This window comes from Oricola thermophila, assembly GCF_013358405.1.
Lineage (GTDB): Bacteria > Pseudomonadota > Alphaproteobacteria > Rhizobiales > Rhizobiaceae > Oricola > Oricola thermophila.
Genome location: NZ_CP054836.1, coordinates 2,587,983 through 2,609,352, shown reverse-complemented (window position 1 = coordinate 2,609,352; position 21,370 = coordinate 2,587,983). Strand labels below are relative to the sequence as shown.

Below are 21,370 nucleotides of genomic sequence, written 5' to 3'. Positions count from 1 at the left end.
GGCCTCACTTGTCGCTTTCTGTCAGACCCTTGACGAACCAGCCCTGGAAGAAGATCACGATCGCGACCGGAGGCAGGATCGCGAGGATCGCGAGCAGGTTGGAGCGGCCGAATTCCGGGATGTGGTTGCCTTCGAGGCCCTGGGTGATCTGCTTGATGCCCTGGACGAGCGTGAACTTGCTCTCGTCGGTGACGATCATCGTCGGCCAGAGATACTGGTTCCATCCATAGACGAACATGATGATGAAGATCGCCGCGATCATCGTGCGTGACAGCGGGACCAGGATGTCGATGAAGAACTTCACCGGGCCGGCGCCGTCGATCCGGGCCGCCTCCACCAGCTCGTCCGGCACGGACATGAAGAACTGGCGAAAGAAGAACGTCGCGGTCGCCGAGGCGATCAGCGGCACGATGAGGCCCGTATAGGTGTTCAGCAGCCCGAGCTTCTGCGTCACCTCGTAGGAGGGGACGATGCGGACCTCGAGCGGGAGCAGGAGCGTCGTGAAGATCAGCCAGAAAGCCAGCGTGGCAAGGCGCAGCCGGAAATACACGATCGCATAGGCCGCGCACAGCGAGATGACGATCTTGCCGATGGCGAAGCCTACCCCGAGGATCAGCGAGTTCATGAACATGGTGAGCCCGGAATTGCTGCCGGAGAAGCTCATCGAACCGAACATCGCCTTCTCGAAGTTCGGACCGAACTGGTTGCCGATCGAAAGCGACGGCCCGTGCTGCATGATCTCGGCGTCGGGCACGGTGCTCATCTGCAGCAGCATCGCGATCGGCGCCATCATGAAGAGCGCGCCCGCGATCAGGATGGCGTGATCGGCGACCGCGCCCCAGCGCAGGCGCCGCCTTGCCGGCCTGGCGGCGACTGCCGGGGCGGCGGTGAAGTGTGCATCGGTGATATCTGTCATGGCCTTGGCTCGCTCAGGAATAGTGGATGCGCCGCTCGACCAGCCGGAACTGGAAGAGGGTGAGGATGAGAACGAGCACCATCAGCACGACCGACTGCGCCGACGACCCGCCGATATCCTGTCCGCGAAAGCCGTCGAGATAGACCTTGTAGACAAGCGTGATCGGGTTATCGCCGACATTGTTGCGCAGGATCGTGTCGATCATTCCGAACGTGTCGAACAGCGAGTAGGTGATGTTGATGATCAGCAGGAAGAAGCCCGTCGGCGCCAGCAGCGGGAAGGTGACCGTGAAGAAGCGCCGGAGACCCGACTTGCAGTCGATCATGGACGCCTCGCGGATGGCGCGCGGAATGCTTTGCAGTCCGGACAGGAAGAAGATGAAATTGACGGGAATCTGCTTCCACACCGATGCGACGATCATCGCGAAGGCGGTATCGAAATAGTCCAGTCGTACGCGGAAGTCCCAGCCGAACAGCGCGAAAAACTCGGTCAGCGGACCCCAGCGCTGGTTGAACACGATCAGCGTGATGAAGCCGGCGACGGGCGGGGCCACGGCATAGACCCACATCAGCAGCGTACGGTAGGTCTTCGCGCCCCGGATCACGCCGTCGGCCTTGACCGCGAGCAGGAGCGCGATGGCCAGAGAGAAGAATGTGACCAGCACGGAGAAGACCACGGTGAACCAGGCCGTCTTGAGGTATTCGTCGCTGCGGAACAGCCGCAGGTAGTTCTCCAGCCCGACGAAAGTGGAACCGAAGCCGAACGGGTCCTCGAGATAGAAGGACGACCGCAGCGCCTGGAATGCTGGCCAGTAGAAGAAAAGGGCGATGATCGACAGCTGCGGCAGAAGCAGCAGGATCGGCAGCCATCGTGTCGTGAAAACCGCGCGTTTCAAGTCGTGCCTCGTGCAATGGTGGAGCCGGCGACCGCCCGATGCGACCGCCGGCGGGAGTGCGAGGGATGGCTAGTTCAGCGTCTGGGCGAAGCGGCCCAGCAGCTCGTTGCCTTCCTTCTCGATGGTCGCCAGGGCGTCATCGATCGAGGTTTCGCCGTTCAGGAAGCGGGCGAGTTCGCGGTTTTCGACGTCGCGGATCTGGACGTAGAAGCCCATGCGGTAGCCCCTGGTGTTCTCGCCGGCGCGCAGCGACAGCTGCTTGATGCCGGTTTCGGCTGCCGGGAAACGCTCGTAGTGGCCGTCTTCCCGGGCCATCTCGTAGGCGGCCGTCGTGATCGGCACATAGCCCGTCTCGCGGTGCCACATGTACTGGACTTCCGGCGAGGTCAGGTATTCGAAGAACTTCGCCGTCGCGGCGTTCTCCTCGTCCGGATGGCCGGCCATGGCGAACAGCGAGGCACCGCCGATGAAGGTCTGGTAGCCCTCGCCGCCGGTGATCTCGGACCAGTAGGGCAGGAAGGTGTTGGACCATTCGAACGGCAGGTCGAGGGCGGTCAGGCCGCCGAAGTCGCCGGAGGAGCCGATATACATGGCGGCCTTCTGGTCGACGAACTGGGCCTTGTTGTCATCCCATCCGGTCCCGAAGAAGCCGAACAGGCCTTCGTCGAGCCACGCCTTCACCCTGGTGAAGTGATGCTTCATCTCGGGCGAGTTGATCAGGATCTTCGTGCCCTCGGCGCCGGTGTAGCCGTTCTCGTTGGTGGCGAACGGCAGGTTGTGGCGCGAGTGGAAGTTCTCGACGAATTCCCAGGGCAGGTGCGTCTGGACGAGCGGGATATAGCCGGCTTCCTTGAGCTTCGGCGCGATCTCCTCGAATTCCTCGTAGGTTTCCGGCACTTGGACGCCGGCTTTCTTGAAGGCGTCGGCATTGTAGTACATGACCGGCGACGACGAGTTGAACGGCATGCCGATCATCTTGCCGTCGGCATCGGCGTAGAAGTAGCGGACGCCCGGGATGTAGTCCTCGATGTCGAAGTTGACACCGTTTGCCTGGAGAAGGTCCTGGACCGGTACGGTCGCGCCTTTGGCGCCGATTACGGTCGCGGCACCGGCGTCGAATACCTGGACGATGTTGGGCTGTTCGCCGGCGCGGAATGCCGCGATGGCGGCCGTCAGGGTTTCCTCGTAGGAACCCTTGAAGACGGGGGTGATCTTGTACTCGTCCTGGCTTTCGTTGAAGCCCTCGGCGATCCGGTTGACGACATCGCCGAGATGGCCGCCCATTCCGTGCCACCATTCGATCTCGGTTTCCGCGAAGACGGAAACGGAAGAAGACAGCAATATGCCTGCTGCGAGCATGTGACGGATCATGTTGTTCCCTCCTGAGGACGTTCCACGATTGGAACGCTTCGGCAGGGGCTAGGAGAGTCCGTTGAACTTATCTTGACGTTTCGATGAACGTTGTGTGACGCCGGGCGTGCATCTGGGGAAAAGTGTGGATAGGGCGCTGCCGGGCGGCGGTTCGCGCGAAAAGGAAAAGGCCGGGCGATTGCCCGGCCTTCCCGAAAGAATGGCTGATGCCAAGCGCGAGGCTTACATCATGCCGCCCATGCCGCCCATGTCGGGCATTGCCGGGGCAGCGGATTCCTTCTTCGGAAGCTCCGCGATCATGGCTTCGGTCGTGATCAGCAGGCCGGCAACCGAGGCTGCATCCTGCAGGGCCGTGCGCACGACCTTCACCGGGTCGACGATGCCCATCTTGATCATGTCGCCATATTCGCCGGTCTGGGCGTTGAAGCCGTAGGTGTCCGACGCCTGGTCGAGGATCTTGCCGGCGACGATGGAGGCTTCCTCGCCCGCGTTGGTCGCGATCTGGCGAGCCGGAGCCTGCAGTGCGCGGCGGACGATGTTGATGCCGGCGTCCTGGTCGGCATTCGCGCCCTTGACCGACAGCGCACCCGATGCGCGCAGCAGCGCGGTGCCGCCGCCCGGGACGATGCCTTCCTCGACGGCCGCGCGGGTCGCGTTCAGGGCGTCGTCGACGCGGTCCTTGCGCTCCTTCACCTCGACCTCGGTCGCACCGCCGACGCGGATCACCGCGACGCCGCCGGCGAGCTTGGCAAGGCGCTCCTGCAGCTTCTCGCGGTCGTAGTCGGAGGTGGTCTCCTCGATCTGGGCCTTGATCTGGTTGACGCGGCCCTCGATGTCGGACTTCTCGCCGGCGCCGTCCACGATCGTGGTCTCTTCCTTGGTGATGGAGACCTTCTTGGCCGTGCCGAGCATGTCGAGCGTGACGTTCTCGAGCTTGATGCCGAGATCCTCGGAGATCACCTGGCCGCCGGTGAGGATGGCGATGTCCTCGAGCATGGCCTTGCGACGGTCGCCGAAGCCCGGAGCCTTGACGGCAGCGATCTTCAGGCCGCCGCGCAGCTTGTTGACGACGAGCGTGGCCAGGGCCTCGCCCTCGACATCTTCAGCGATGATGAGCAGCGGACGCGAGGACTGCACGACGGATTCGAGAACCGGCAGCATGGCCTGCAGGTTGGAAAGCTTCTTCTCGTGCAGCAGGATGTACGGGTCTTCGAGCTCTGCGACCATCTTTTCCGGATTGGTCACGAAGTAGGGCGAGAGGTAGCCGCGGTCGAACTGCATGCCCTCGACGACTTCCAGCTCGGTCTCGGCGGTCTTGGCCTCCTCGACGGTGATGACGCCCTCGTTGCCGACCTTCTGCATCGCCTCGGCGATCATCGAACCGATTTCGCTCTCGCCGTTGGCCGAGATGGTGCCGACCTGGGCGACTTCCTCGGAGGTCTTGATCTTGGTTGCCTTCTTCTGCAGCTCGGCGACGACTTCCGAAACGGCGAGGTCGATGCCGCGCTTCAGGTCCATCGGGTTCATGCCGGCGGCAACGGCCTTGTGGCCTTCCTGGACGATGGACTGGGCGAGAACGGTCGCGGTGGTGGTGCCGTCACCGGCGATGTCGTTGGTCTTGGAAGCGACCTCGCGCAGCATCTGCGCGCCCATGTTCTCGAACTTGTCCTCGAGCTCGATTTCCTTGGCGACGGAAACGCCGTCCTTGGTGATGCGCGGCGCGCCGAAGGACTTGTCGATGACGACGTTGCGGCCCTTGGGGCCGAGCGTGACCTTCACCGCGTCGGCGAGGATGTTGACGCCGTCCAGCATGCGCTCGCGCGCGGTACGGCCGAATTTGACTTCTTTGGCTGACATGGTTGGATAACTCCCGGGCTTTTCGCCCAATCAGAACTTACTGGAAAGGATGACGGGTTCCGGCCTCAGCCGACGATTCCCATGATGTCGGCTTCCTTCATGATCAGAAGGTCTTCGCCGTTGATCTTGACTTCCGTGCCCGACCACTTGCCGAACAGGATGCGGTCGCCGACCTTGACGTCGAGTTCGACCAGCTTGCCGTTCTCGTCGCGCGCGCCCGGACCGACGGCGACAACTTCGCCTTCCGACGGCTTCTCTTTTGCGGTATCCGGGATGATGATGCCGCCTGCGGTCTTTTCCTCGGATTCGACGCGGCGCACGACGACGCGGTCGTGCAACGGACGGAATTTCATCTCTGCCATTGACCTGTACCTTGTAAATGTTGGCGTGAAATCTATTAGCACTCGCTCCTGTCGAGTGCTAGCGGGGAGGACATAGTGACGCCGACAGGCCGAGTCAAGGATGGGCCGGCCATGCGGAGAACATGGTAAACGCGGCCGCCACCGATCCGGGCGGCGACCGCAGGCCGCTACTTGACGATGCGCAGCTTGGACAGCTCGGCGCCGATGGCACCGAAGGCGCTCTCCAGCGTCGCCCTGCCGGGCGCATGGTAGTACTTGCCGGGATCGGTGGCGCAGTCCTGGAACAGCGTTTTCGTACTCGAGCTCGGGCTGGATCCGAAGGTCACCGTGTAGACGATTATGTCCTGGTTTTTCGCCGTCGTGCACAGCGTCTTCAGCCGCTGGTCGACGATTCCCTTGGCCGTGTTCTTGTTCGTCGTGTGGAATATCTCGTTGGCCTGCGCCTCGCCGAGTCGGCCGTAGCCGGTATAGTCGGAAGCGCCGGGGTGGGCCTTGTTCGGCCCGGCATCGCCGGGCAGGTCGTAGAACAGGTTGTCGCCATCGGTCATGATCATGATCGCCTTGCGCCAGCGTGGGCTGTCCCACAGCGTCGCCCCTGTCTTCGGGTCGATCTCCGTGCTTTCGTCGAACGGCTCGCCGGGCGATAGCGTGCGGATACCCCAGGCCATGCCGATGTCGCCGAGGGTGCCGCCGCGGTTCCAGGCCGTCAGCGCGTCGACGGCCGCCGAGACGGTGGCGTAGGAATTGGTCAGGGGTGTGATCGGGGTCGGGCAGCCGATATTCGGGCCGGTGATGCCGTTGGAATCGCGCTCGCCGCCGGGGATGATCGAGTCCGGGTCGTCGAGGTCGTAATCGTTGTCGTCGTCATCCGGATACCAGAACGGCTGCCACTTCTCGACGTCTGGTCCGGTGTCGGCGATCGAGTTGGCGCCGCTGCGTTCCAGCACGCAACCCTTCCACTTGGTCTTGTCGTCCGGGTCGCGCTCGCCATAGGGGTGGGAGGGATCCACGATCGATTCCGCCTCCTCGCCCGGATTGACCACGGATGCATAGGGCACGATGGCGACGCGGAGATCCTCCGGGTCGCTTTCGCCGTCGAAGACCGCGTCGACCAGGATGTCCGAGGCGCTGCGCAGGGCCTCGATCTTCGAACCGCTCCACATCGAACCGGTATTGTCGAGCACCAGGCTGACGAGCAGGCCGCCGCCGGCGCGCTTCACGGTCGTCGTCACCGCCACCTCGACTTCCGTGACCGCGAAGATCGACATGAACAGCGTCTCCATCGAGGCCTGGCCGTTCACGGTGATCTCGTCGCCGGAAGTGCTGGTGGAAACCGAGGTCAGGGCGGCATCGTCGAGCGTGAAATTCTGTTCGACGAATTTCTCGGCCAGCGCGTCGATCGTGTCCTGATCCTCGTAGACGGTCGCCACGGCCAGCGCCGCGGCGTCGACCGCCGATTGCAGGTGATACTGCGTCAGCAGGAACCGCGAACCGTCGATGGAGAAGCCCACCGCGCCGAGCAGCGGAATGAGCAGTATGGCAAAATTCACCGCCATCGCGCCGCGGCCATCGTCCAACAGGTCGCGCAGCCGCTCCAGCAGGCGCTTGTTTCGGCGTGTCGGGACAGGTCGGTTGCGGTTCATGTCTTTGTTCATGTCGGCGCCTCCCGGACAATCATTCCGGCGGGATGTAATCCCAGTCGGGATCGGTTTCGGAGACATTGCCGTCCATCGCGATCGCGCGCGTTTCGCGCGGCCGGAAATAGACGACGGTCGAGATTTCGCGGGAATCGGATTCCCAGATGAAGTTGAACGGGCTCGAATAGGTCATGTGCGCCTCCAGTCGCAGCACGGTGTCTGCCGGCAGGCCCATGCCCGTGACCTCCTCGACACCGAAGACCCGGGGCGCGCCCCCGGCCGAACGCGTCCACAACAGGACCGGTGTGCCATCCGCCTTGAAGCCGATGGAGGAGACGTGGATGTCGATCTTGTGGTCCGGGTCGAAGCCCTCGATCATCTGGTCGGCGGCGTTGAGGATTGTCGTGATGGAAGCCGTTGTCAGCGTCGGTTCGCGGGCGAGCAGGTCTCCGGCCTGGTGCACGTATCGGCGGAACTGGTCCTCGGTCGCGTGTTCAACATAGACCTCTGCCAGGCCGAAGGACATCAGCAGGATCACCGGCAGCAGGAGAACGAACTCGGTCGCCGCCACGCCGCGCCGGTCGGCGGCAAGCCTCGTCGCTTGCATGCGCAAGATCCGGATCGGCCAATAATGTTTGTGCAGAATGCCCATCGCGACCTCAGAACGGCTCGTTCTTGAAAATCGAGAACCCGACCAGGATGACCGGCTTGCCGTCGGGCTGCAGGATGTCGGTCAGGAAGGGCGTGATGAACTTGTGCGTCGCCGAGGCCCGCATCGCCGTGATCTGGGACGTTCCCCCCGGTTGGAAGACGAAATTGGTCGGCTTGCCGTTCTCGTCGAATGCGGGATCGGGAAACGTGACGTCGGCAACGGTTGCGAACGACCGCACGTCGAGATGGACCTTGGAGCAGTCGAATACGATCTCCGCCGTGTCGCATACGACGGCATCGAAATCGTCCTTCGGCGTGTCGCTCTTCTGGATTTCTCCGGTCTGCAGTCCGCGCCCGGCCTGGCTGAGGACGTATTTCAGGTGGCTCTGCTTGTAGTAGTAAACCGACGTCTCGATGATGGTGAAGACGAGGAACAGGAAGACCGGAGCGATCATGCCGAATTCCATGGCGGTGGCACCGGCCACGTTTCGCCGGTAACCGCCGAGTGCATGGCGGGTACGCTGGACGGTCCTTCTTGCGCCGCCCCACAATCCTATCTGGCGCAAACTTTCCATCGGTCACGGCATCCGTTCGGAGAATCGTGCATACCAGCGGCTGCTTTTTTTCGGGTTCACGACGACACCCGCATTCGCTGTGCCGCTTTCACCGCCCGTTAACGAAATCGGGGCGCGGCGGGGCGATGCTGTGGCTTCCATTTGCGGCCGAAACGCTCTAATCCGACCGGCAGGAACCGGCACTTTGACGTCGGTGAAGGGAAATGGCGGCCGCGCGCCGCACTACGAGCGGGATGTTGGGCCTTGGACATACGTCAGATCGCGAACCTGGCTGAGATTTCCGGCGGTTACGACGCCGTGTTTTGCGACGTATGGGGCGTGCTCCACAACGGCGTGCGGTCCTGGCCGGCGGCATGGAAGGCGCTCGCCGCGGCCCGGGAGGCGGGCAAGGCGGTCGTGCTGATCACCAACGCGCCCCGGCCCGCCGGACCGGTATCCGAGCAGCTGGCGAGCCTTGGCGTGCCGGATGAGGCGTATGACGACATCGTCACCTCCGGCGACGTGACGCGCGCGCTGATCAGCGAGGGCGCCCGCTTGGTGTTCCATATCGGGCCGGACCGCGATACCTCGCTCTATGACGGACTCGACGTGGAACTGGTCGAGGAGCGCGAGGCATCGGCCGTGGTCTGCACCGGGCTTTTCGATGACAATACCGAGACGCCGGCGGATTACGGGGAACTGCTGCAGCGCCTGCGCGCCCGCAACCTGCCTTTCATCTGCGCCAATCCGGACATTGTCGTCGAGCGGGGCGACCGGCTGATCTACTGCGCCGGTGCGCTGGCCAAGGACTACGGGCTGATGGGCGGGCGCACGCTGATCGCCGGAAAGCCGCATGCCCCGATCTACCGCGAGGCGATGGCACGCGCGGCCAAGGTGCTCGGCCGTGAGGTCGGGCGCGACCGCGTTCTTGCCATCGGTGACGGCCTGACCACGGACGTCAAGGGCGCGATGGATTACGGCATCGACCTCCTGTTCATTTCCGACGGCATTCATGCGCGCGAATACGGGACGCCGGGCAATCCGGACCCCGAGAAGCTTGCCGCCCATCTCGACGGTTTCGGTGCGCATCCGGTCGCCACGATGAAGAATCTCGCATGAACGGAGCTGCCGTGACGTTTCGATATTCGTCCCTGCAGGATCTTCCCGACCGGCTGCGCGGCGCCGTCATCGCCATCGGCAATTTCGACGGCGTGCATCGCGGCCACCAGACGGTGCTGGAAACGGCGCTCGGCTTCGCGCGCGAACATGATTGCCCGGCGCTGGTATTGACCTTCGAGCCGCATCCGCGCCGGCTGTTCCAGCCCGACCGTCCCCTGTTCCGCATCACGCCCGCGGCGATGAAGGCCCACATTCTCGGCCGGCTGGGCTTCGATGGTGTTGTCGAGCTGGCTTTCACGCGCGAGTTTGCCGGGCTGACGGCCGACCAGTTCGTCGACGAGATCCTGGTCGGCGGGTTTGCCGCGCGGCAGGTCGTCACGGGCTTCGACTTCCATTTCGGCAGGAACCGCCAGGGCGGTCCGGCCTTCCTGATGGAGGCGGGCGAGACGCGCGGCTTCCACGTCACGCTTGTCGATGCGTTCCGCGACGAGGTCGCCGAGGTCGTCTCGTCGAGCCGGGTACGCGAGCGACTGGGCTCGGGCGACCTCGCGGGCGCCAACGACCTGCTCGGCTACCGTTACCGGGTGGCCGGCGAGGTCGTGCGCGGCAAGCAGCTCGGCCGCACGCTCGGTTTTCCCACCGCGAACATGGCGCTGCCGGACGACGTCATGCTTCGCCACGGCATCTATGCGGTCCGGTTCATCCGCGCGGACGGTTCGATCCATGACGGCGTGGCCAGCTTCGGGCGCCGGCCGACCGTGGACGAGGACGGAGCCGCGCTGCTGGAGACCCATGTCTTCGGATTCGACGAGGAGATCTATGGCGAGACCTGCACGGTCGCGCTGTGCGCGTTCCTGCGCGACGAGGAGAAATTCGACACCCTGGAAGCCCTGACGGAGCAGATGCGCAGGGACGCCGAGGAGGCGCGTGCGATCCTCTCCGCCCTGCAGCCCCTGTCCGGTCTCGATCGCGAACTGACCTTTGCCGACGGCGCGTAGCGTCGGGGCCTTTTCATGGCGTCTTCACATTGCTAAAAGCCGCGTCATGATGACGGCCTTTTTCGCCATATTCCGAATTATCGGCCCGGCCTGCCGCTGACGCCGCGCCGCAGGACCGGGTAAACGCGCATTTTTTCGCGCACGCCATCCGATTTTCCGTTATTGACGCTGCAGCTTCACCGCAGCCTGAGACGAATGCAGACGAATGACCGATTCCGCTGATACCAAAGAGCTGGACTATTCCGGCACGCTTTTCCTGCCGCAGACGGAGTTCCCGATGCGCGCCGGCCTTCCGAAGAAGGAGCCGGAGATCGTTGCCCGCTGGCAGGAGATGGGCCTCTACAAGAAGCTGCGCGAAGCCGCCCGTGGCCGCCCGCGCTATGTTCTCCATGACGGCCCGCCCTACGCCAACGGCAACATCCACATCGGCCACGCGCTCAACAAGATCCTGAAGGATGTCATCACGCGCTCCTTCCAGATGCGCGGCTACGATTCCAACTATGTGCCTGGCTGGGACTGCCACGGCCTGCCGATCGAGTGGAAGATCGAGGAGCAGTACCGCGCCAAGGGCAGGAACAAGGACGAGGTGCCGGTCAACGAGTTCCGCAAGGAATGCCGCGACTTCGCCGCCCACTGGATCAAGGTGCAGACCGAGGAATTCCTGCGGCTGGGCATTGTCGGGGATTTCGACAATCCCTACACGACGATGAATTTCCACGCCGAGGCGCGCATCGCCGGCGAACTGCTGAAATTCGCCATGTCGGGCCAGCTCTATCGCGGCTCGAAACCGGTGATGTGGTCGGTTGTGGAACGCACGGCCCTGGCCGAGGCCGAGGTCGAGTACCAGGACCACGAGTCCGACACGATCTGGGTGAAGTTCCCGGTAACGCAGGGGCCCGATGACCTGTTGGGCAACTTCGTCGTCATCTGGACGACCACGCCCTGGACGATTCCCGGCAACCGCGCCATCGCCTATTCCTCGCGCATCGCCTACGGCCTTTACGAGGTCACGGCGGCGGAGAATGATTTCGGTCCGCAACCGGGCGAAAAGCTGGTGTTCGCCGATGCCCTCGCCGAGGAGAGCTTCGCCAAGGCCAAGCTCGAATACAGGCGCCTGCGCGACGTGACGGCGGATGAGCTGGCCGCGGTCACCTGCGCCCATCCCCTCAAGGGTCTCGGCGGCGGCTACGAGTTCGACGTCCCGCTGCTCGAGGGCGAACATGTCACCGATGATGCCGGAACGGGCTTCGTTCACACCGCGCCCGGCCACGGTCGCGAGGACTTCGATGTCTGGATGGACAATGCCCGCGACCTCGAGGCGCGGGGCATCTCGTCGGCCATCCCCTTCACCGTCGATGATGCGGGCTTCTTCACCAAGGATGCGCCGGGATTCGGCCCCGACCGCGAGGGTGGGCCGGCCCGCGTGATCGACGACAAGGGCAAGAAGGGCGACGCCAACCAGGCTGTCATCACCGCACTGATCGAGGCCGACAGGCTGTTCGCGCGCGGACGCCTCAAGCACACTTATCCCCATTCCTGGCGTTCCAAGAAGCCGGTGATCTTCCGCAACACGCCGCAATGGTTCGTCCACATGGACAAGGATCTCGGCGATGGCACGACGCTGCGCACGCGCGCGCTGAAGGCCATTGACGAAACCCGCTTCGTGCCGGCGGCAGGCCAGACCCGCCTGCGTGCCATGATCGAGGACCGGCCCGACTGGGTGCTGTCGCGCCAGCGTGCCTGGGGCGTGCCGATCTGCGTATTTGCCGACGAGGACGGCAACGTGCTGAAGGACGAGGCCGTCAACGCCCGCATTCTCGAGGCTTTCGAGAAAGAGGGCGCCGACGCCTGGTTCGCCGAGGGCGCGAAGGAGCGTTTCCTGGGCGGCGACCACGACCCGGACCGCTGGCACCAGGTTACCGACATTCTCGATGTCTGGTTCGATTCGGGCTCCACGCACACATTCACGCTCGAGGACAGGGACGACCTGAAGTGGCCGGCCGATGTCTATCTCGAAGGCTCCGACCAGCACCGTGGCTGGTTCCATTCCTCGCTGCTCGAAAGCTGCGGCACCCGCGGACGCGCGCCCTATGACACGGTCATCACCCATGGCTTCACCATGGCTGAGGACGGTCGCAAGATGTCGAAGTCGCTTGGCAACCAGGTATTCCCGCAGGACGTCATGGCAAAGTCCGGCGCCGACATCCTGCGGCTTTGGGTGATGAACACCGACTACTGGGAGGACCAGCGTCTCGGCCAGACGATCATCCAGACCAACATCGATGCCTATCGAAAGATGCGCAACACGATCCGCTGGATGCTTGGCACGCTGGCCCATGACGAGGGCGAGAACGTCGACCATGCCGACATGCCGGAGCTGGAGCGGCTCATGCTGCACCGGCTGCGTGAGCTCGACGACATCGTCAACAAGGGCTACGACGATTTCGACTTCAAGCGCATTTCGCGCCACCTGCTCGACTTCATGGTTATCGAGCTGTCGGCCTTCTATTTCGACATCCGCAAGGACGCGCTCTACTGCGACGCGCCGTCCAGCCTGCGTCGCAAGGCCGCGTTGCAGGTCGTCCGCCTGATCTTCGACAGGCTGGTCACCTGGCTTGCCCCGATGCTGCCCTTCACCATGGAAGAGGCATGGCTGGCTCGCTATCCCGACGCCGTATCCGTGCACATGGAACAGTTCCGCGGCTGCCCGGAGGAGTGGCGCGACGATGCGCTTGCCGCGAAATGGAAGAAGGTGCGCCAGGTGCGCCGCGTCGTCACCGGCGCGCTGGAGATCGAGCGCAAGGAAAAGCGCATCGGGTCCTCGCTGGAGGCCGCGCCCTTCGTTCATGTCACCGACGACGGGCTGCGCGAGGCGGTCGAGGATCTCGACATGGCAGAGATCTGCATCACGTCCGGTATTTCGATCTCGCCGAAGCCCGCGCCGGACGGTGCGTTCACGCTTGCAGAGGTTCCTGGCGTCGCCGTCGTTCCGGCGCTGGCAAAGGGCACCAAGTGCGCCCGTTCGTGGCGCGTGACCGAGGATGTCGGTTCCGACCCCGAGTTCCCGGACGTGTCGGCGCGCGATGCGGCGGCACTGCGCGAATTGCGCGCGCTCGGGCGGATTTGATCCCGGCAATGCGCGGGCGCTTGCAGCCCGCGCATTGCCGAATACGTCATTTTTCGCTACAGCATCATCAATTCGCCGGATTTGCCGGTCAGCGGGGCAGGACAGGAAATCGCGTTATCCGTCGGGCCTTCGACGAGAGGATTGGCACAACGTCATGAGCAAAGCACACCGCATAGCGCGGACCGGAACAATCGCGGCACTTGGCGCGAGCGCATTCGTGCTTGCCGGTTGCCTCGGTCCGACCTATGGCACGGACAAGCCGGCCATGGAACAGCTGTTCGACGACCTGAGCGGTTCGCTTGCGCTGGGCAAGAAGGAACGGGTCGCCATCGACTACAAGCCGCGTCCGGATCTTGTGAAGCCGGCCGACACGTCCACCTTGCCCGAACCGCAGCAGAATATCGCCGAGGCATCGCCCGAGTGGCCGGAATCGCCGGAAGAGCGGCTAGCGCGCATCAAGGCCGAGGTGGACGAGGGACGCTACCTTCCCAACCTCGCCGAGACGGACGATCCGGACAATCCGTTGCAACGCAATGCCCGTCCGGTCGCATCGGCCGGCCAGCGCGTTTACCTGACGGATCCGCCTTCGGAATACCGCAAGCCCGCGGAGACCGCGCCCTACGGCGATCTTGGCCCGACGGAGTCGGCCAAGGAACGGGCACGCAAGAAGGCCAGTGCCGAGCCGAAGACCGGCTTGCGCCGCCTGTTCCCCTGGCTTTAGCCGGTCAGCCGCGCCTCTCGGCGAAGAAGGATCTGAGAAGGCGCGCCGCCTCTGCCTCGCCGATGCCGGCATAGACATCGGGGACGTGGTGGCAGGTCCGGCCCGCGTAGAAGCGCACGCCGGAGACGACGGCGCCGCCCTTCGGGTCGTCTGCCGCGAAGTAGAGGCGCCGGATGCGGGCAAACGAGATGGCGGCGGCACACATGGTGCATGGCTCGAGGGTGACGTAGAGGTCGCAGCTGTCCAGGCGTTCCTGCTTGAGATTGCCGCAGGCCTCCCTGATGGCGAGTATCTCGGCATGGGCCGTCGGGTCGTTGAACTCGCGGGTGCGGTTGCCGGCTGCACCGACGATGGTCGTCCCCTTCACGATCACGGCGCCGATCGGTACTTCGCCGCGCTCGCCGGCGGCGACCGCTTCGCGCAGTGCAAGGTCCATGAAGGTCGGGGATTTTACCGTGCCGTGCGGCATATGGAACAAACTTTCTCTCGCAAGTCCGGCAGCTGCCTGATAGGGAGCCGTTGAATGAGGCAAACAGCAAATGGCGAATGAAGACAAGCCCCGTGGCAGTTCCGGGAAGTCCGCGCAGGCAGCGGATCGGAAGGCCCGGGACAGCAAGAGCGGTGATTTGCGTTCGCGCGGGTTCAAGGACCGCCCGGCCGGTGCCAAGGGCGGCAAGGGCGAGGGGCGTTCGCGCGGTTTCCGCGAGCGCCCGCAGGGTGCCGTGCCTGCGCGCGCGGCCAGGGATGATGCCGCCGTGCCGGCGACCGACGCCGAGCCGGAACGAATTGCCAAGTACATGGCCCGTGCAGGGATCGCCTCGCGTCGCGATGCCGAGCGCATGATAGAGGCCGGACGCGTGACGCTCAACGGCAGGAAACTCGACACACCGGCGATCAATGTCACGCCAAACGATGTCATCCTCGTCGATGGCGAGCCGCTTCCCGAGATCGAGCGGACGCGGTTGTGGCTCTACCACAAGCCGGCGGGCCTCGTGACCACCAGTCGCGATCCGCAGGGCCGGCCGACCGTTTTCGACAGCCTGCCACCGGACATGCCGCGCGTGCTCTCTGTCGGTCGTCTCGACATCAATACCGAGGGCTTGCTGCTGCTGACCAATGACGGCGGCCTGGCCCGGGTGCTCGAGCTGCCGCAGACCGGCTGGCTGCGACGCTATCGCGTACGCGCCCACGGCAAGATCGACCAGAGACGGCTTGACGAGTTGAAGAACGGTATCGCCGTTGACGGCGTGTTCTACGGAGCGATCGAGGCCACGCTCGAACGCCAGCAGGGCGCCAATGTCTGGATCACCGTCGGCTTGCGGGAGGGCAAGAACCGCGAGGTCAAGAACGTGCTCGGTGCGCTCGGCCTCGAGGTGAACCGGCTGATCCGCATTTCCTACGGTCCGTTTCAGTTGGGCGAGTTGCCGGAAGGCGCGGTTCAGGAGATCCGCGGCCGTACACTGCGCGACCAGCTCGGTCCGAATCTGATAGCGGAAGCCGGTGCCAATTTCGACGCGCCGGTACGTAGGCCGTTCTCCAACAAGCCCGTAAAGGGCGAGGAAGGCGAAACGCGGCTGGTCAAGGTCAGGAAGCAGGGCGACTGGGTCAGTGCCTCGCCGGGAACGGCGGCACTGCGACGCGGGGGAAAGGGGCTGGATCGCAACGAGGCCCTTTCGAGGCTGGACACCAAGAAGCCGGAACGCGGTCCGCGCAAGGGCGGTGGTCCGTCCGGTGGCGGCGACAGCGACAAGCAACGCCAGGGACGTTCGTCCAACGTGTGGATGGCGCCGGGCGCGCGGCCGCAGGGCAGGAAGCCGAAGCCTGCCGCGCAGCCGGCGGGGCGCAAGCTCAAACCCGGCGGCCCCGGCAGGGGACCGAAGAAAAAGGGCTAGGCCATGCGCGTTGTCGGCGGAGAGTTTCGCGGCCGCACGCTTGCGTCACCGAAACCGGGCGCGACGGACATCCGTCCGACCACGGATCGCACGCGCGAAAGCCTGTTCAACATTCTTGTGCACCGCTGGCCGGAAAAGCTGGATGGAACGCGCGTACTTGATCTATTTGCCGGAACGGGTGCCGTGGGTATCGAGGCGCTTTCCCGCGGCGCGGCGCATGTTCTTTTCGTCGAGCATTCCGTCCAGGGGCGGGGCCTGATCCGTTCCAATGTCGAGACGCTTGCCCTGCAGGGACGCACGAAGCTGTTCCGCCGGGATGCGACCCGCATGGGCGAGATCGGCACGATGGAGCCGTTCGACCTGGTCTTTGCCGATCCGCCCTACGGCAAGGGGCTCGCCGAACGCGCGCTTTCCGCGCTGCTCGACGGCGGCTGGCTGAAGCCGGGGGCGTTGCTGGTGGTCGAGGAGGCGGCCGACGCCGGATTTGCGCCACCGCAAGGCTTTGCACTTGCCGACGCGCGCGATTTCGGCGACACCCGTATGTACTTCATGACCCGTGACGACGATGGACAAGCAGTCTAGCGACCACAAGACGCCCGCGAAGCGGGCTTCCGGCGAACCGACGGTTGCAGTGGCATTCGGCGGCGGCGGGGCGCGCGGGTTGGCCCACATCCACATCATCCGCGCCCTCGATGACATGGGCATCCGCCCGGTCGCGATCAGTGGCGCCTCCATCGGCGGGATCATGGGCGCCGCGATGGCCAGCGGAATGACCGGAGAGGAAATCCGCGAATACACGCTCGGCCTGGCCGGAAATCGCGCCGATATCGTCGCCCGCCTTTTCCGCCGCCCGGCGTCGGTAGCCGCTGCGGTCGACCGCGGTTTCCGCATCGGCCAGTTCGACGTCCAGCGCATAGTCCGGAACTTCATGCCCGATGCCATCCCGCACGAGTTTTCGGCTCTGGGCATACCGCTCTACGTGGTCGCGACCGATTTCTACGGGCATCACGAAACGGTGTTCTCCGAGGGCGATCTCTGGTCCGCGCTGGCGGCCTCGGCGGCGATTCCAGTGCTTTTCCGGCCGGTGCGCCGCGACGGCCGCATATTCATCGACGGCGGCATCTTCAATCCCGTGCCCTACGACCACATCGTGGACAAGGCGGATATCGTGCTCGGCATCGATGTCGTCGGCACGCCGCGCGGCGACTCGCGCCGTATCCCCAAGCCGATCGACAGTCTCTACGGCACTTCGCAACTGATGATGCGCTCCATCCTGAAGCTGAAGCTCGCCATGCAGCCGCCGGACATTTTCATCCAGCCGCCCGTATCGGATTTCCGTGTGATGGACTTTCTCAAGGCGCAGCAGATCATTCGGATGACCGAGCCGGTCTATGACGAGGTCAGGCGCAAGCTCGATCGCGCGATCGAGGAACGGATCCGCGGGACAGCCGGGTGAGCGCCGCCTAGCCGAGCGTTGCGCCCTTGCCGGTCGTGAACGGAGAATGCGCCGCCGGCGGTGGGCCGGGCAGCAGGTCGTCGTCGTGTCGGTCGCGGCTCTCGATAGAGGCGATGACGCGGAAGCACAGGGCGACGGCCGCGACGCCGAAAACCACGGCACCGAGCGCCCAGCCGGCGATCACCCCCGTCGCGCCGAAATGCTGCGAACCGATCCAGACGAAGGGGATGATGCCGAGTGTCGACCGGCCCCAGTTGAGGATCGTCGAGTAGAAGGCGTAGCCGAGATTGTTGAATGCGCTGTTGGCGACAAAGAGCGCGCCGTTGAACAGGAAGCTCGCGCTGGCGAAGAGGCAGAAGAAGACCACCAGTTCGCGCGCTTCGCCCTGCGCACGGAAGAGGTCCGCGATGCCGCCAGAGAACAGCGCCAGCAGGCCCCAAATGGCGAGCACGTATATGGTGGTGAAGATCAGCGCGTCGCGCATCGTCTGGTAGAGCCGGTCGTAGAGCTTCGCCCCGTAGTTCTGGCCGAGGATCGGGCCGACGGCTCCCGACAATGCGAAGATGACGCCGAACGCGACCGGTATCAGCCGCCCGATGATCGCCCAGCCGGCGACCGCGCCGTCGCCGAACGAGGCGATCTGCGCGGTCACGTAGGCATTGCCCGCCGGCGTCGCTAGCTGCGTCAGCACCGCCGGTCCGCCGATGGTGAGAAACGGTCTCAGCATCTCCCGGAAGGTTGCCGTGTTCGGCAGCCTCACCAGCCGGTGCACGATCACCGCGCCGTGCAGCCCGACAAGCAGCAGCACGACGCGCGAGAACAGCGTCGAGAGGGCGGCGCCGGTGAGGCCGAGGTCCAGCCCGAATATGAGGATCGGATCCATGATCGCGGCGGCTATTCCGCCGGCCAGCGTCACGTACATGGCGCGCCTGGCGTCGCCGATGCCGCGCAATATGCCGGTGGTGCACATGCCGATGGCCATCAGCGGCGTCGTCGGGAAGACGATGCGCAGGAAGCCGTCAGCGAGCTTCCCGGTTTCGCCCCGCGCACCGAGCAGCCCGAGCAGCTCGGGGATGAATATCCAGGCCAGTGTCGACAGGACCACCATGATGACCGCCATGCAGAGGAGCGACGCGCCTCCCGCCCGGGCCGCCTTTTCGCGATCGCCGGCGCCGAGCGCGCGCGATACGAGGGCGCCGGTGGCGATGGTGAGGCCGATGGCGACGGAGACGGTGAAGAACATGAGCGTGCCGGCATAGCCGATCGCAGCCGCCAGTTCCGCCTGGCCGAGCATCGAGATGTAGAACAGGTTGAGCGCGTCCACCGCGAATACGGCAATCAGGCCGATGGAGGCGGTCAGCGTCATTGTCACGACGTGGCCCATCGTGGCGCCGGTGGTGAATTTCGCCTTCTCTCCGCCGCCCGCGCCCGTCACGTGGTCACTCCTGCTGCGCGAAGACAGCGTCGAGGGAAGTGAAGCCCTTGAACTCCAGGGCATTCCCCGAGGGATCGCGAATGAACAGTGTCGCCTGCTCCCCCGGTTGGCCCTCGAAGCGGATCATTGGCCGGTGGATCCACTCGATGCCGTCTGTCGCCTCGAGCCGCGCGGCAAGAGCCTTCCAGTCTTCCATTGGCAGGACGACGCCGAAATGCGGGATCGGCACGTCCTTTCCGTCAACGGCGCCGCTTGAGGCCGGTCGGTCGTCCGCGGTGCGGAGGTGGGCCGACATCTGGTGCCCGTACAGGCTGAAGTCGAACCAGGTATCGGACGACCGGCCCGGCGCGCAGCCGAGCTTGTCGCAGTAGAACCGGCGGGTCGATTCCAGGTCGTCGACCGGGAAGGCGAGGTGGAACGGGGCAAGCGTCATGTTTCGTCCTCTTCCAGTACATTGCCGTCGCCGTTCGCCGTCGTGTCGATCACCTTCGACTCGCGGCGCGGCTTGGTCAGCGGCTCGGGCGTGACGGGGCGCGTATGCAGCATGTGTCCGCCGGCATATATTCCCTCGGCCTGCTGGATGCACAGGCGTTCGGTGTCGCGCTTTTCGACATCCTCGAGAATCGACTGCGCCAGGCTTTCCGGGTTGCCAAGGGCTTCAAGGGTCTTCTTGCCGAATTCGAGGCCCGACTTGAAAGTCTCGCGCATCTCGTAGTCGACCCCGCGCGCCCTGAGCTCCAGCGTGTGGGCTCGGTCGTAGGAGCGCACGAACAGCTTGGCATTCGGGTATTCCGACTGCACCAGATCGACGATCTTGTCGGTGATTTCCTTCTTCTGGGTGCACACCGCGACGATCTTGGCCCGCTTGATCCCGGCCGCTTCCAGCACGTCCTTGCGCGTGCCGTCGCCGAAATAGACGCGGAAACCGAATTTCTGCGCCGAGCGGACCCGGTCGGCAGAGTGATCGATCATGGTGATGTCATAGCCGCCTGCCAGCAGCACCTGGGATGCGATCTGGCCGAAACGGGAGAATCCGACCATCAGCACGTCGGCGCCGGCGTCCTCGAAGTCTTCTTCCATCTCCTCGGCATCCTCCTCCCGCACCAGCAGGTTGCCGACAAGGACGCTGACCGGCGTGAGGGCCATGGACAGGGTTACGATGCAGACAAGCTGGGATGCTGTCGCCGCGTCAAGAATGTTCATGGTGAGCGCGGTGGAGAACAGGACGAAGCCGAACTCGCCACCCTGTGGCAGGACCAGGGCCGTGCGCATGGCTACGTCGTGTTCGATTCCGAATGACCTGCACAGCGCGTAGATGATTGCCGCCTTGGTGAACATCAGAACGGGCACCGCCAGCAGGATGGCAACCCAGTTCTCCATGATGACGGATATCTCCAGCGATATGCCGATGGCCATGAAGAACAATCCGAGCAGAAGGCCGCGGAAGGGCTCGATATCGGCTTCCAGCTCGTGGCGATAGGAAGATTCGGCGAGCATCACGCCGGCCAGGAACGCCCCCATCGCCATGGACAGGCCGGCGTAGCTCATCAGCAGCGCGGACCCGATGACGACCAGCAGCGCAGCAGCAATCATCGCCTCGCGCGCACCCGTATTGCCGATGACCTGGAACAAGGGATTGAGCAGGAACCGGCCCGCGAAGACAAGCGCCGCGACGGCGGCGATCGCGATGAGGAAGTCGTTGAGAGCATTGCTGCCGTCGTCCGCGACGAACGGCGCGAGGAAGGGCAGAAGGGCCAGAAGCGGCACGATAGCCATGTCCTGGAATAGCAGGATGGCGAAGGATTTGCGCCCGTGTCTCCGGTTGATCTCCCCGCGCTCCTCGAGCACTTGCAGGGCGAACGCAGTTGATGACAGCGCCAATCCGAATCCGATGGTGACGGCCGCATTGAACCCGAAGCCCGCAAGGTAACGGGCCAGGGCGGAAAGCACGAGCCCCGTAATGACGACCTGGGCGAGGCCGAGACCGAATATGTCCCTGCGCAGCGTCCAAAGCCGGGCCGGTTTCAGCTCCAGACCGATGAGGAACAGCAGGAAGACCACGCCGAGTTCGGCAACGTGAAGGATTTCCTCGGCACCGGTTATCACCCGGCCGACTGGGCCGATGATGACGCCCGCGGCGAGATATCCGAGAACGGTCCCGAGTCCGATCCGCTTGAACAGCGGCGCGGCGATCACGGCTCCGCTCAGCAGCACCACCGTCTCGACATAGAAGCCGGGTGCTTCAGCGCCCGCCATGAGCTTTCTCCTTGTCCCGGTCCGTTCCGATTCCGTGATATCAGGTTCGTGTCTTGATGCCGACCGCGTCGGGCAATACATGACTGCCGGAACTCGTTCCTTCTTGCGCCCTTTCTAAGCGCA

At 64.4% G+C, this 21,370-nt stretch carries 19 protein-coding genes; 7 read left to right on the top strand and 12 right to left on the bottom strand.

Going from position 1 to position 21,370, the window contains the following annotated elements; translation table 11 throughout:
• Positions 1 to 4: 4 nt before the first annotated feature.
• From HTY61_RS12540 to HTY61_RS12505, 8 genes are all read right to left on the bottom strand, one after another.
• Complete coding sequence (locus HTY61_RS12540; RefSeq protein ID WP_246273042.1) at positions 5 to 793, bottom strand: ABC transporter permease subunit; 789 nt, start codon at positions 791 to 793, stop codon at positions 5 to 7.
• Between the two features lie 136 nt (positions 794 to 929).
• Positions 930 to 1,811: an ABC transporter permease subunit gene (locus HTY61_RS12535; RefSeq protein WP_175277114.1), complete on the bottom strand. Its 882-nt coding sequence runs from the start codon at positions 1,809 to 1,811 to the stop codon at positions 930 to 932.
• Between the two features lie 69 nt (positions 1,812 to 1,880).
• Positions 1,881 to 3,182, bottom strand: coding sequence for an extracellular solute-binding protein (locus HTY61_RS12530; protein WP_175277113.1), 1,302 nt, complete (start codon positions 3,180 to 3,182; stop codon positions 1,881 to 1,883).
• A 222-nt stretch (positions 3,183 to 3,404) separates the two neighbouring features.
• Positions 3,405 to 5,039, bottom strand: coding sequence for a chaperonin GroEL (gene groL, locus HTY61_RS12525; protein ID WP_175277112.1), 1,635 nt, complete (start codon positions 5,037 to 5,039; stop codon positions 3,405 to 3,407).
• A 65-nt stretch (positions 5,040 to 5,104) separates the two neighbouring features.
• A complete protein-coding gene (gene groES / locus HTY61_RS12520; RefSeq protein WP_175277111.1) occupies positions 5,105 to 5,401 on the bottom strand; it encodes a co-chaperone GroES in 297 nt (98 codons plus the stop codon).
• 167 nt (positions 5,402 to 5,568) lie between these two features.
• Positions 5,569 to 7,056: a TadE/TadG family type IV pilus assembly protein gene (locus HTY61_RS12515; RefSeq protein ID WP_175277110.1), complete on the bottom strand. Its 1,488-nt coding sequence runs from the start codon at positions 7,054 to 7,056 to the stop codon at positions 5,569 to 5,571.
• Positions 7,057 to 7,075: 19 nt separating this feature from the next.
• Positions 7,076 to 7,645 (bottom strand): TadE/TadG family type IV pilus assembly protein, encoded by a 570-nt coding sequence (locus HTY61_RS12510; protein WP_175277109.1) that lies wholly within the window; start codon positions 7,643 to 7,645, stop codon positions 7,076 to 7,078.
• Between the two features lie 52 nt (positions 7,646 to 7,697).
• Positions 7,698 to 8,264 (bottom strand): TadE/TadG family type IV pilus assembly protein, encoded by a 567-nt coding sequence (locus HTY61_RS12505; RefSeq protein WP_175277108.1) that lies wholly within the window; start codon positions 8,262 to 8,264, stop codon positions 7,698 to 7,700.
• A 243-nt stretch (positions 8,265 to 8,507) separates the two neighbouring features.
• Here HTY61_RS12505 and HTY61_RS12500 point away from each other — a divergent pair, with 243 nt between their 5' ends.
• The 4 genes from HTY61_RS12500 (at position 8,508) to HTY61_RS12485 (ending at position 14,208) form a co-directional block, all read left to right on the top strand.
• Positions 8,508 to 9,362, top strand: a complete 855-nt coding sequence (locus HTY61_RS12500) for a TIGR01459 family HAD-type hydrolase (protein ID WP_175277107.1) — start codon at positions 8,508 to 8,510, stop codon at positions 9,360 to 9,362.
• The gene (locus HTY61_RS12495) at positions 9,359 to 10,360 is read left to right on the top strand and encodes a bifunctional riboflavin kinase/FAD synthetase (protein WP_175277106.1); all 1,002 of its coding nucleotides are present in this window, start codon (positions 9,359 to 9,361) and stop codon (positions 10,358 to 10,360) included. The genes HTY61_RS12500 and HTY61_RS12495 overlap by 4 nt, the downstream gene beginning before the upstream one ends.
• 205 nt (positions 10,361 to 10,565) lie before the next feature.
• Positions 10,566 to 13,487: an isoleucine--tRNA ligase gene (ileS, locus tag HTY61_RS12490; RefSeq protein WP_175277105.1), complete on the top strand. Its 2,922-nt coding sequence runs from the start codon at positions 10,566 to 10,568 to the stop codon at positions 13,485 to 13,487.
• A 154-nt stretch (positions 13,488 to 13,641) separates the two neighbouring features.
• Entirely contained in the window at positions 13,642 to 14,208 is a 567-nt protein-coding gene (locus HTY61_RS12485; RefSeq protein WP_246272798.1) for a hypothetical protein, read from the top strand.
• 4 nt (positions 14,209 to 14,212) lie between these two features.
• On the opposite strand, the gene HTY61_RS12480 is transcribed toward HTY61_RS12485, so the two are convergent.
• A complete protein-coding gene (locus tag HTY61_RS12480) occupies positions 14,213 to 14,644 on the bottom strand; it encodes a nucleoside deaminase (protein ID WP_428978263.1) in 432 nt (143 codons plus the stop codon).
• Positions 14,645 to 14,747: 103 nt separating this feature from the next.
• On the opposite strand from HTY61_RS12480, the gene HTY61_RS12475 reads away from it, so the two are divergent.
• The 3 genes from HTY61_RS12475 to HTY61_RS12465 are packed head-to-tail and all read left to right on the top strand — an operon-like array spanning position 14,748 to position 17,556.
• The gene (locus tag HTY61_RS12475; RefSeq protein ID WP_175277104.1) at positions 14,748 to 16,100 is read left to right on the top strand and encodes a pseudouridine synthase; all 1,353 of its coding nucleotides are present in this window, start codon (positions 14,748 to 14,750) and stop codon (positions 16,098 to 16,100) included.
• Positions 16,101 to 16,103: 3 nt separating this feature from the next.
• Complete coding sequence (rsmD, locus tag HTY61_RS12470; protein WP_175277103.1) at positions 16,104 to 16,682, top strand: 16S rRNA (guanine(966)-N(2))-methyltransferase RsmD; 579 nt, start codon at positions 16,104 to 16,106, stop codon at positions 16,680 to 16,682.
• Positions 16,666 to 17,556: a patatin-like phospholipase family protein gene (locus HTY61_RS12465; RefSeq protein ID WP_175277102.1), complete on the top strand. Its 891-nt coding sequence runs from the start codon at positions 16,666 to 16,668 to the stop codon at positions 17,554 to 17,556. The genes rsmD and HTY61_RS12465 overlap by 17 nt, the downstream gene beginning before the upstream one ends.
• 7 nt (positions 17,557 to 17,563) lie before the next feature.
• Here the strand turns inward: HTY61_RS12465 and HTY61_RS12460 are convergent, their stop codons facing one another.
• Genes HTY61_RS12460 through HTY61_RS12450 form a run of 3 tightly spaced genes read right to left on the bottom strand, consistent with a single transcriptional unit; the run spans position 17,564 to position 21,247 of the window.
• Entirely contained in the window at positions 17,564 to 18,991 is a 1,428-nt protein-coding gene (locus HTY61_RS12460) for an MATE family efflux transporter (RefSeq protein ID WP_246272797.1), read from the bottom strand.
• A gap of 4 nt (positions 18,992 to 18,995) precedes the next feature.
• The gene (locus tag HTY61_RS12455) at positions 18,996 to 19,424 is read right to left on the bottom strand and encodes a VOC family protein (protein ID WP_175277101.1); all 429 of its coding nucleotides are present in this window, start codon (positions 19,422 to 19,424) and stop codon (positions 18,996 to 18,998) included.
• Positions 19,421 to 21,247 (bottom strand): monovalent cation:proton antiporter-2 (CPA2) family protein, encoded by a 1,827-nt coding sequence (locus tag HTY61_RS12450; RefSeq protein WP_175277100.1) that lies wholly within the window; start codon positions 21,245 to 21,247, stop codon positions 19,421 to 19,423. Before HTY61_RS12450 ends, HTY61_RS12455 begins: the two co-directional genes overlap by 4 nt.
• Positions 21,248 to 21,370: the final 123 nt, after the last annotated feature.

Excerpts from the sequence above, each read along its gene's own strand:
- HTY61_RS12540 (WP_246273042.1), bottom strand. The coding sequence starts at position 793 with ATGATGGCGCCGATCGCGATGCTGCTGCAGATGAGCACCGTGCCCGAC.
- HTY61_RS12530 (WP_175277113.1), bottom strand. The coding sequence starts at position 3,182 with ATGATCCGTCACATGCTCGCAGCAGGCATATTGCTGTCTTCTTCCGTT.
- groL (WP_175277112.1), bottom strand. The coding sequence starts at position 5,039 with ATGTCAGCCAAAGAAGTCAAATTCGGCCGTACCGCGCGCGAGCGCATG.
- groES (WP_175277111.1), bottom strand. The coding sequence starts at position 5,401 with ATGGCAGAGATGAAATTCCGTCCGTTGCACGACCGCGTCGTCGTGCGC.
- HTY61_RS12515 (WP_175277110.1), bottom strand. The coding sequence starts at position 7,056 with ATGAACAAAGACATGAACCGCAACCGACCTGTCCCGACACGCCGAAAC.
- HTY61_RS12510 (WP_175277109.1), bottom strand. The coding sequence starts at position 7,645 with ATGCAAGCGACGAGGCTTGCCGCCGACCGGCGCGGCGTGGCGGCGACC.
- HTY61_RS12505 (WP_175277108.1), bottom strand. The coding sequence starts at position 8,264 with ATGGAAAGTTTGCGCCAGATAGGATTGTGGGGCGGCGCAAGAAGGACC.
- HTY61_RS12495 (WP_175277106.1), top strand. The coding sequence starts at position 9,359 with ATGAACGGAGCTGCCGTGACGTTTCGATATTCGTCCCTGCAGGATCTT.
- ileS (WP_175277105.1), top strand. The coding sequence starts at position 10,566 with ATGACCGATTCCGCTGATACCAAAGAGCTGGACTATTCCGGCACGCTT.
- HTY61_RS12485 (WP_246272798.1), top strand. The coding sequence starts at position 13,642 with ATGAGCAAAGCACACCGCATAGCGCGGACCGGAACAATCGCGGCACTT.
- HTY61_RS12480 (WP_428978263.1), bottom strand. The coding sequence starts at position 14,644 with ATGGACCTTGCACTGCGCGAAGCGGTCGCCGCCGGCGAGCGCGGCGAA.
- HTY61_RS12475 (WP_175277104.1), top strand. The coding sequence starts at position 14,748 with ATGGCGAATGAAGACAAGCCCCGTGGCAGTTCCGGGAAGTCCGCGCAG.
- rsmD (WP_175277103.1), top strand. The coding sequence starts at position 16,104 with ATGCGCGTTGTCGGCGGAGAGTTTCGCGGCCGCACGCTTGCGTCACCG.
- HTY61_RS12465 (WP_175277102.1), top strand. The coding sequence starts at position 16,666 with ATGGACAAGCAGTCTAGCGACCACAAGACGCCCGCGAAGCGGGCTTCC.
- HTY61_RS12455 (WP_175277101.1), bottom strand. The coding sequence starts at position 19,424 with ATGACGCTTGCCCCGTTCCACCTCGCCTTCCCGGTCGACGACCTGGAA.
- HTY61_RS12450 (WP_175277100.1), bottom strand. The coding sequence starts at position 21,247 with ATGGCGGGCGCTGAAGCACCCGGCTTCTATGTCGAGACGGTGGTGCTG.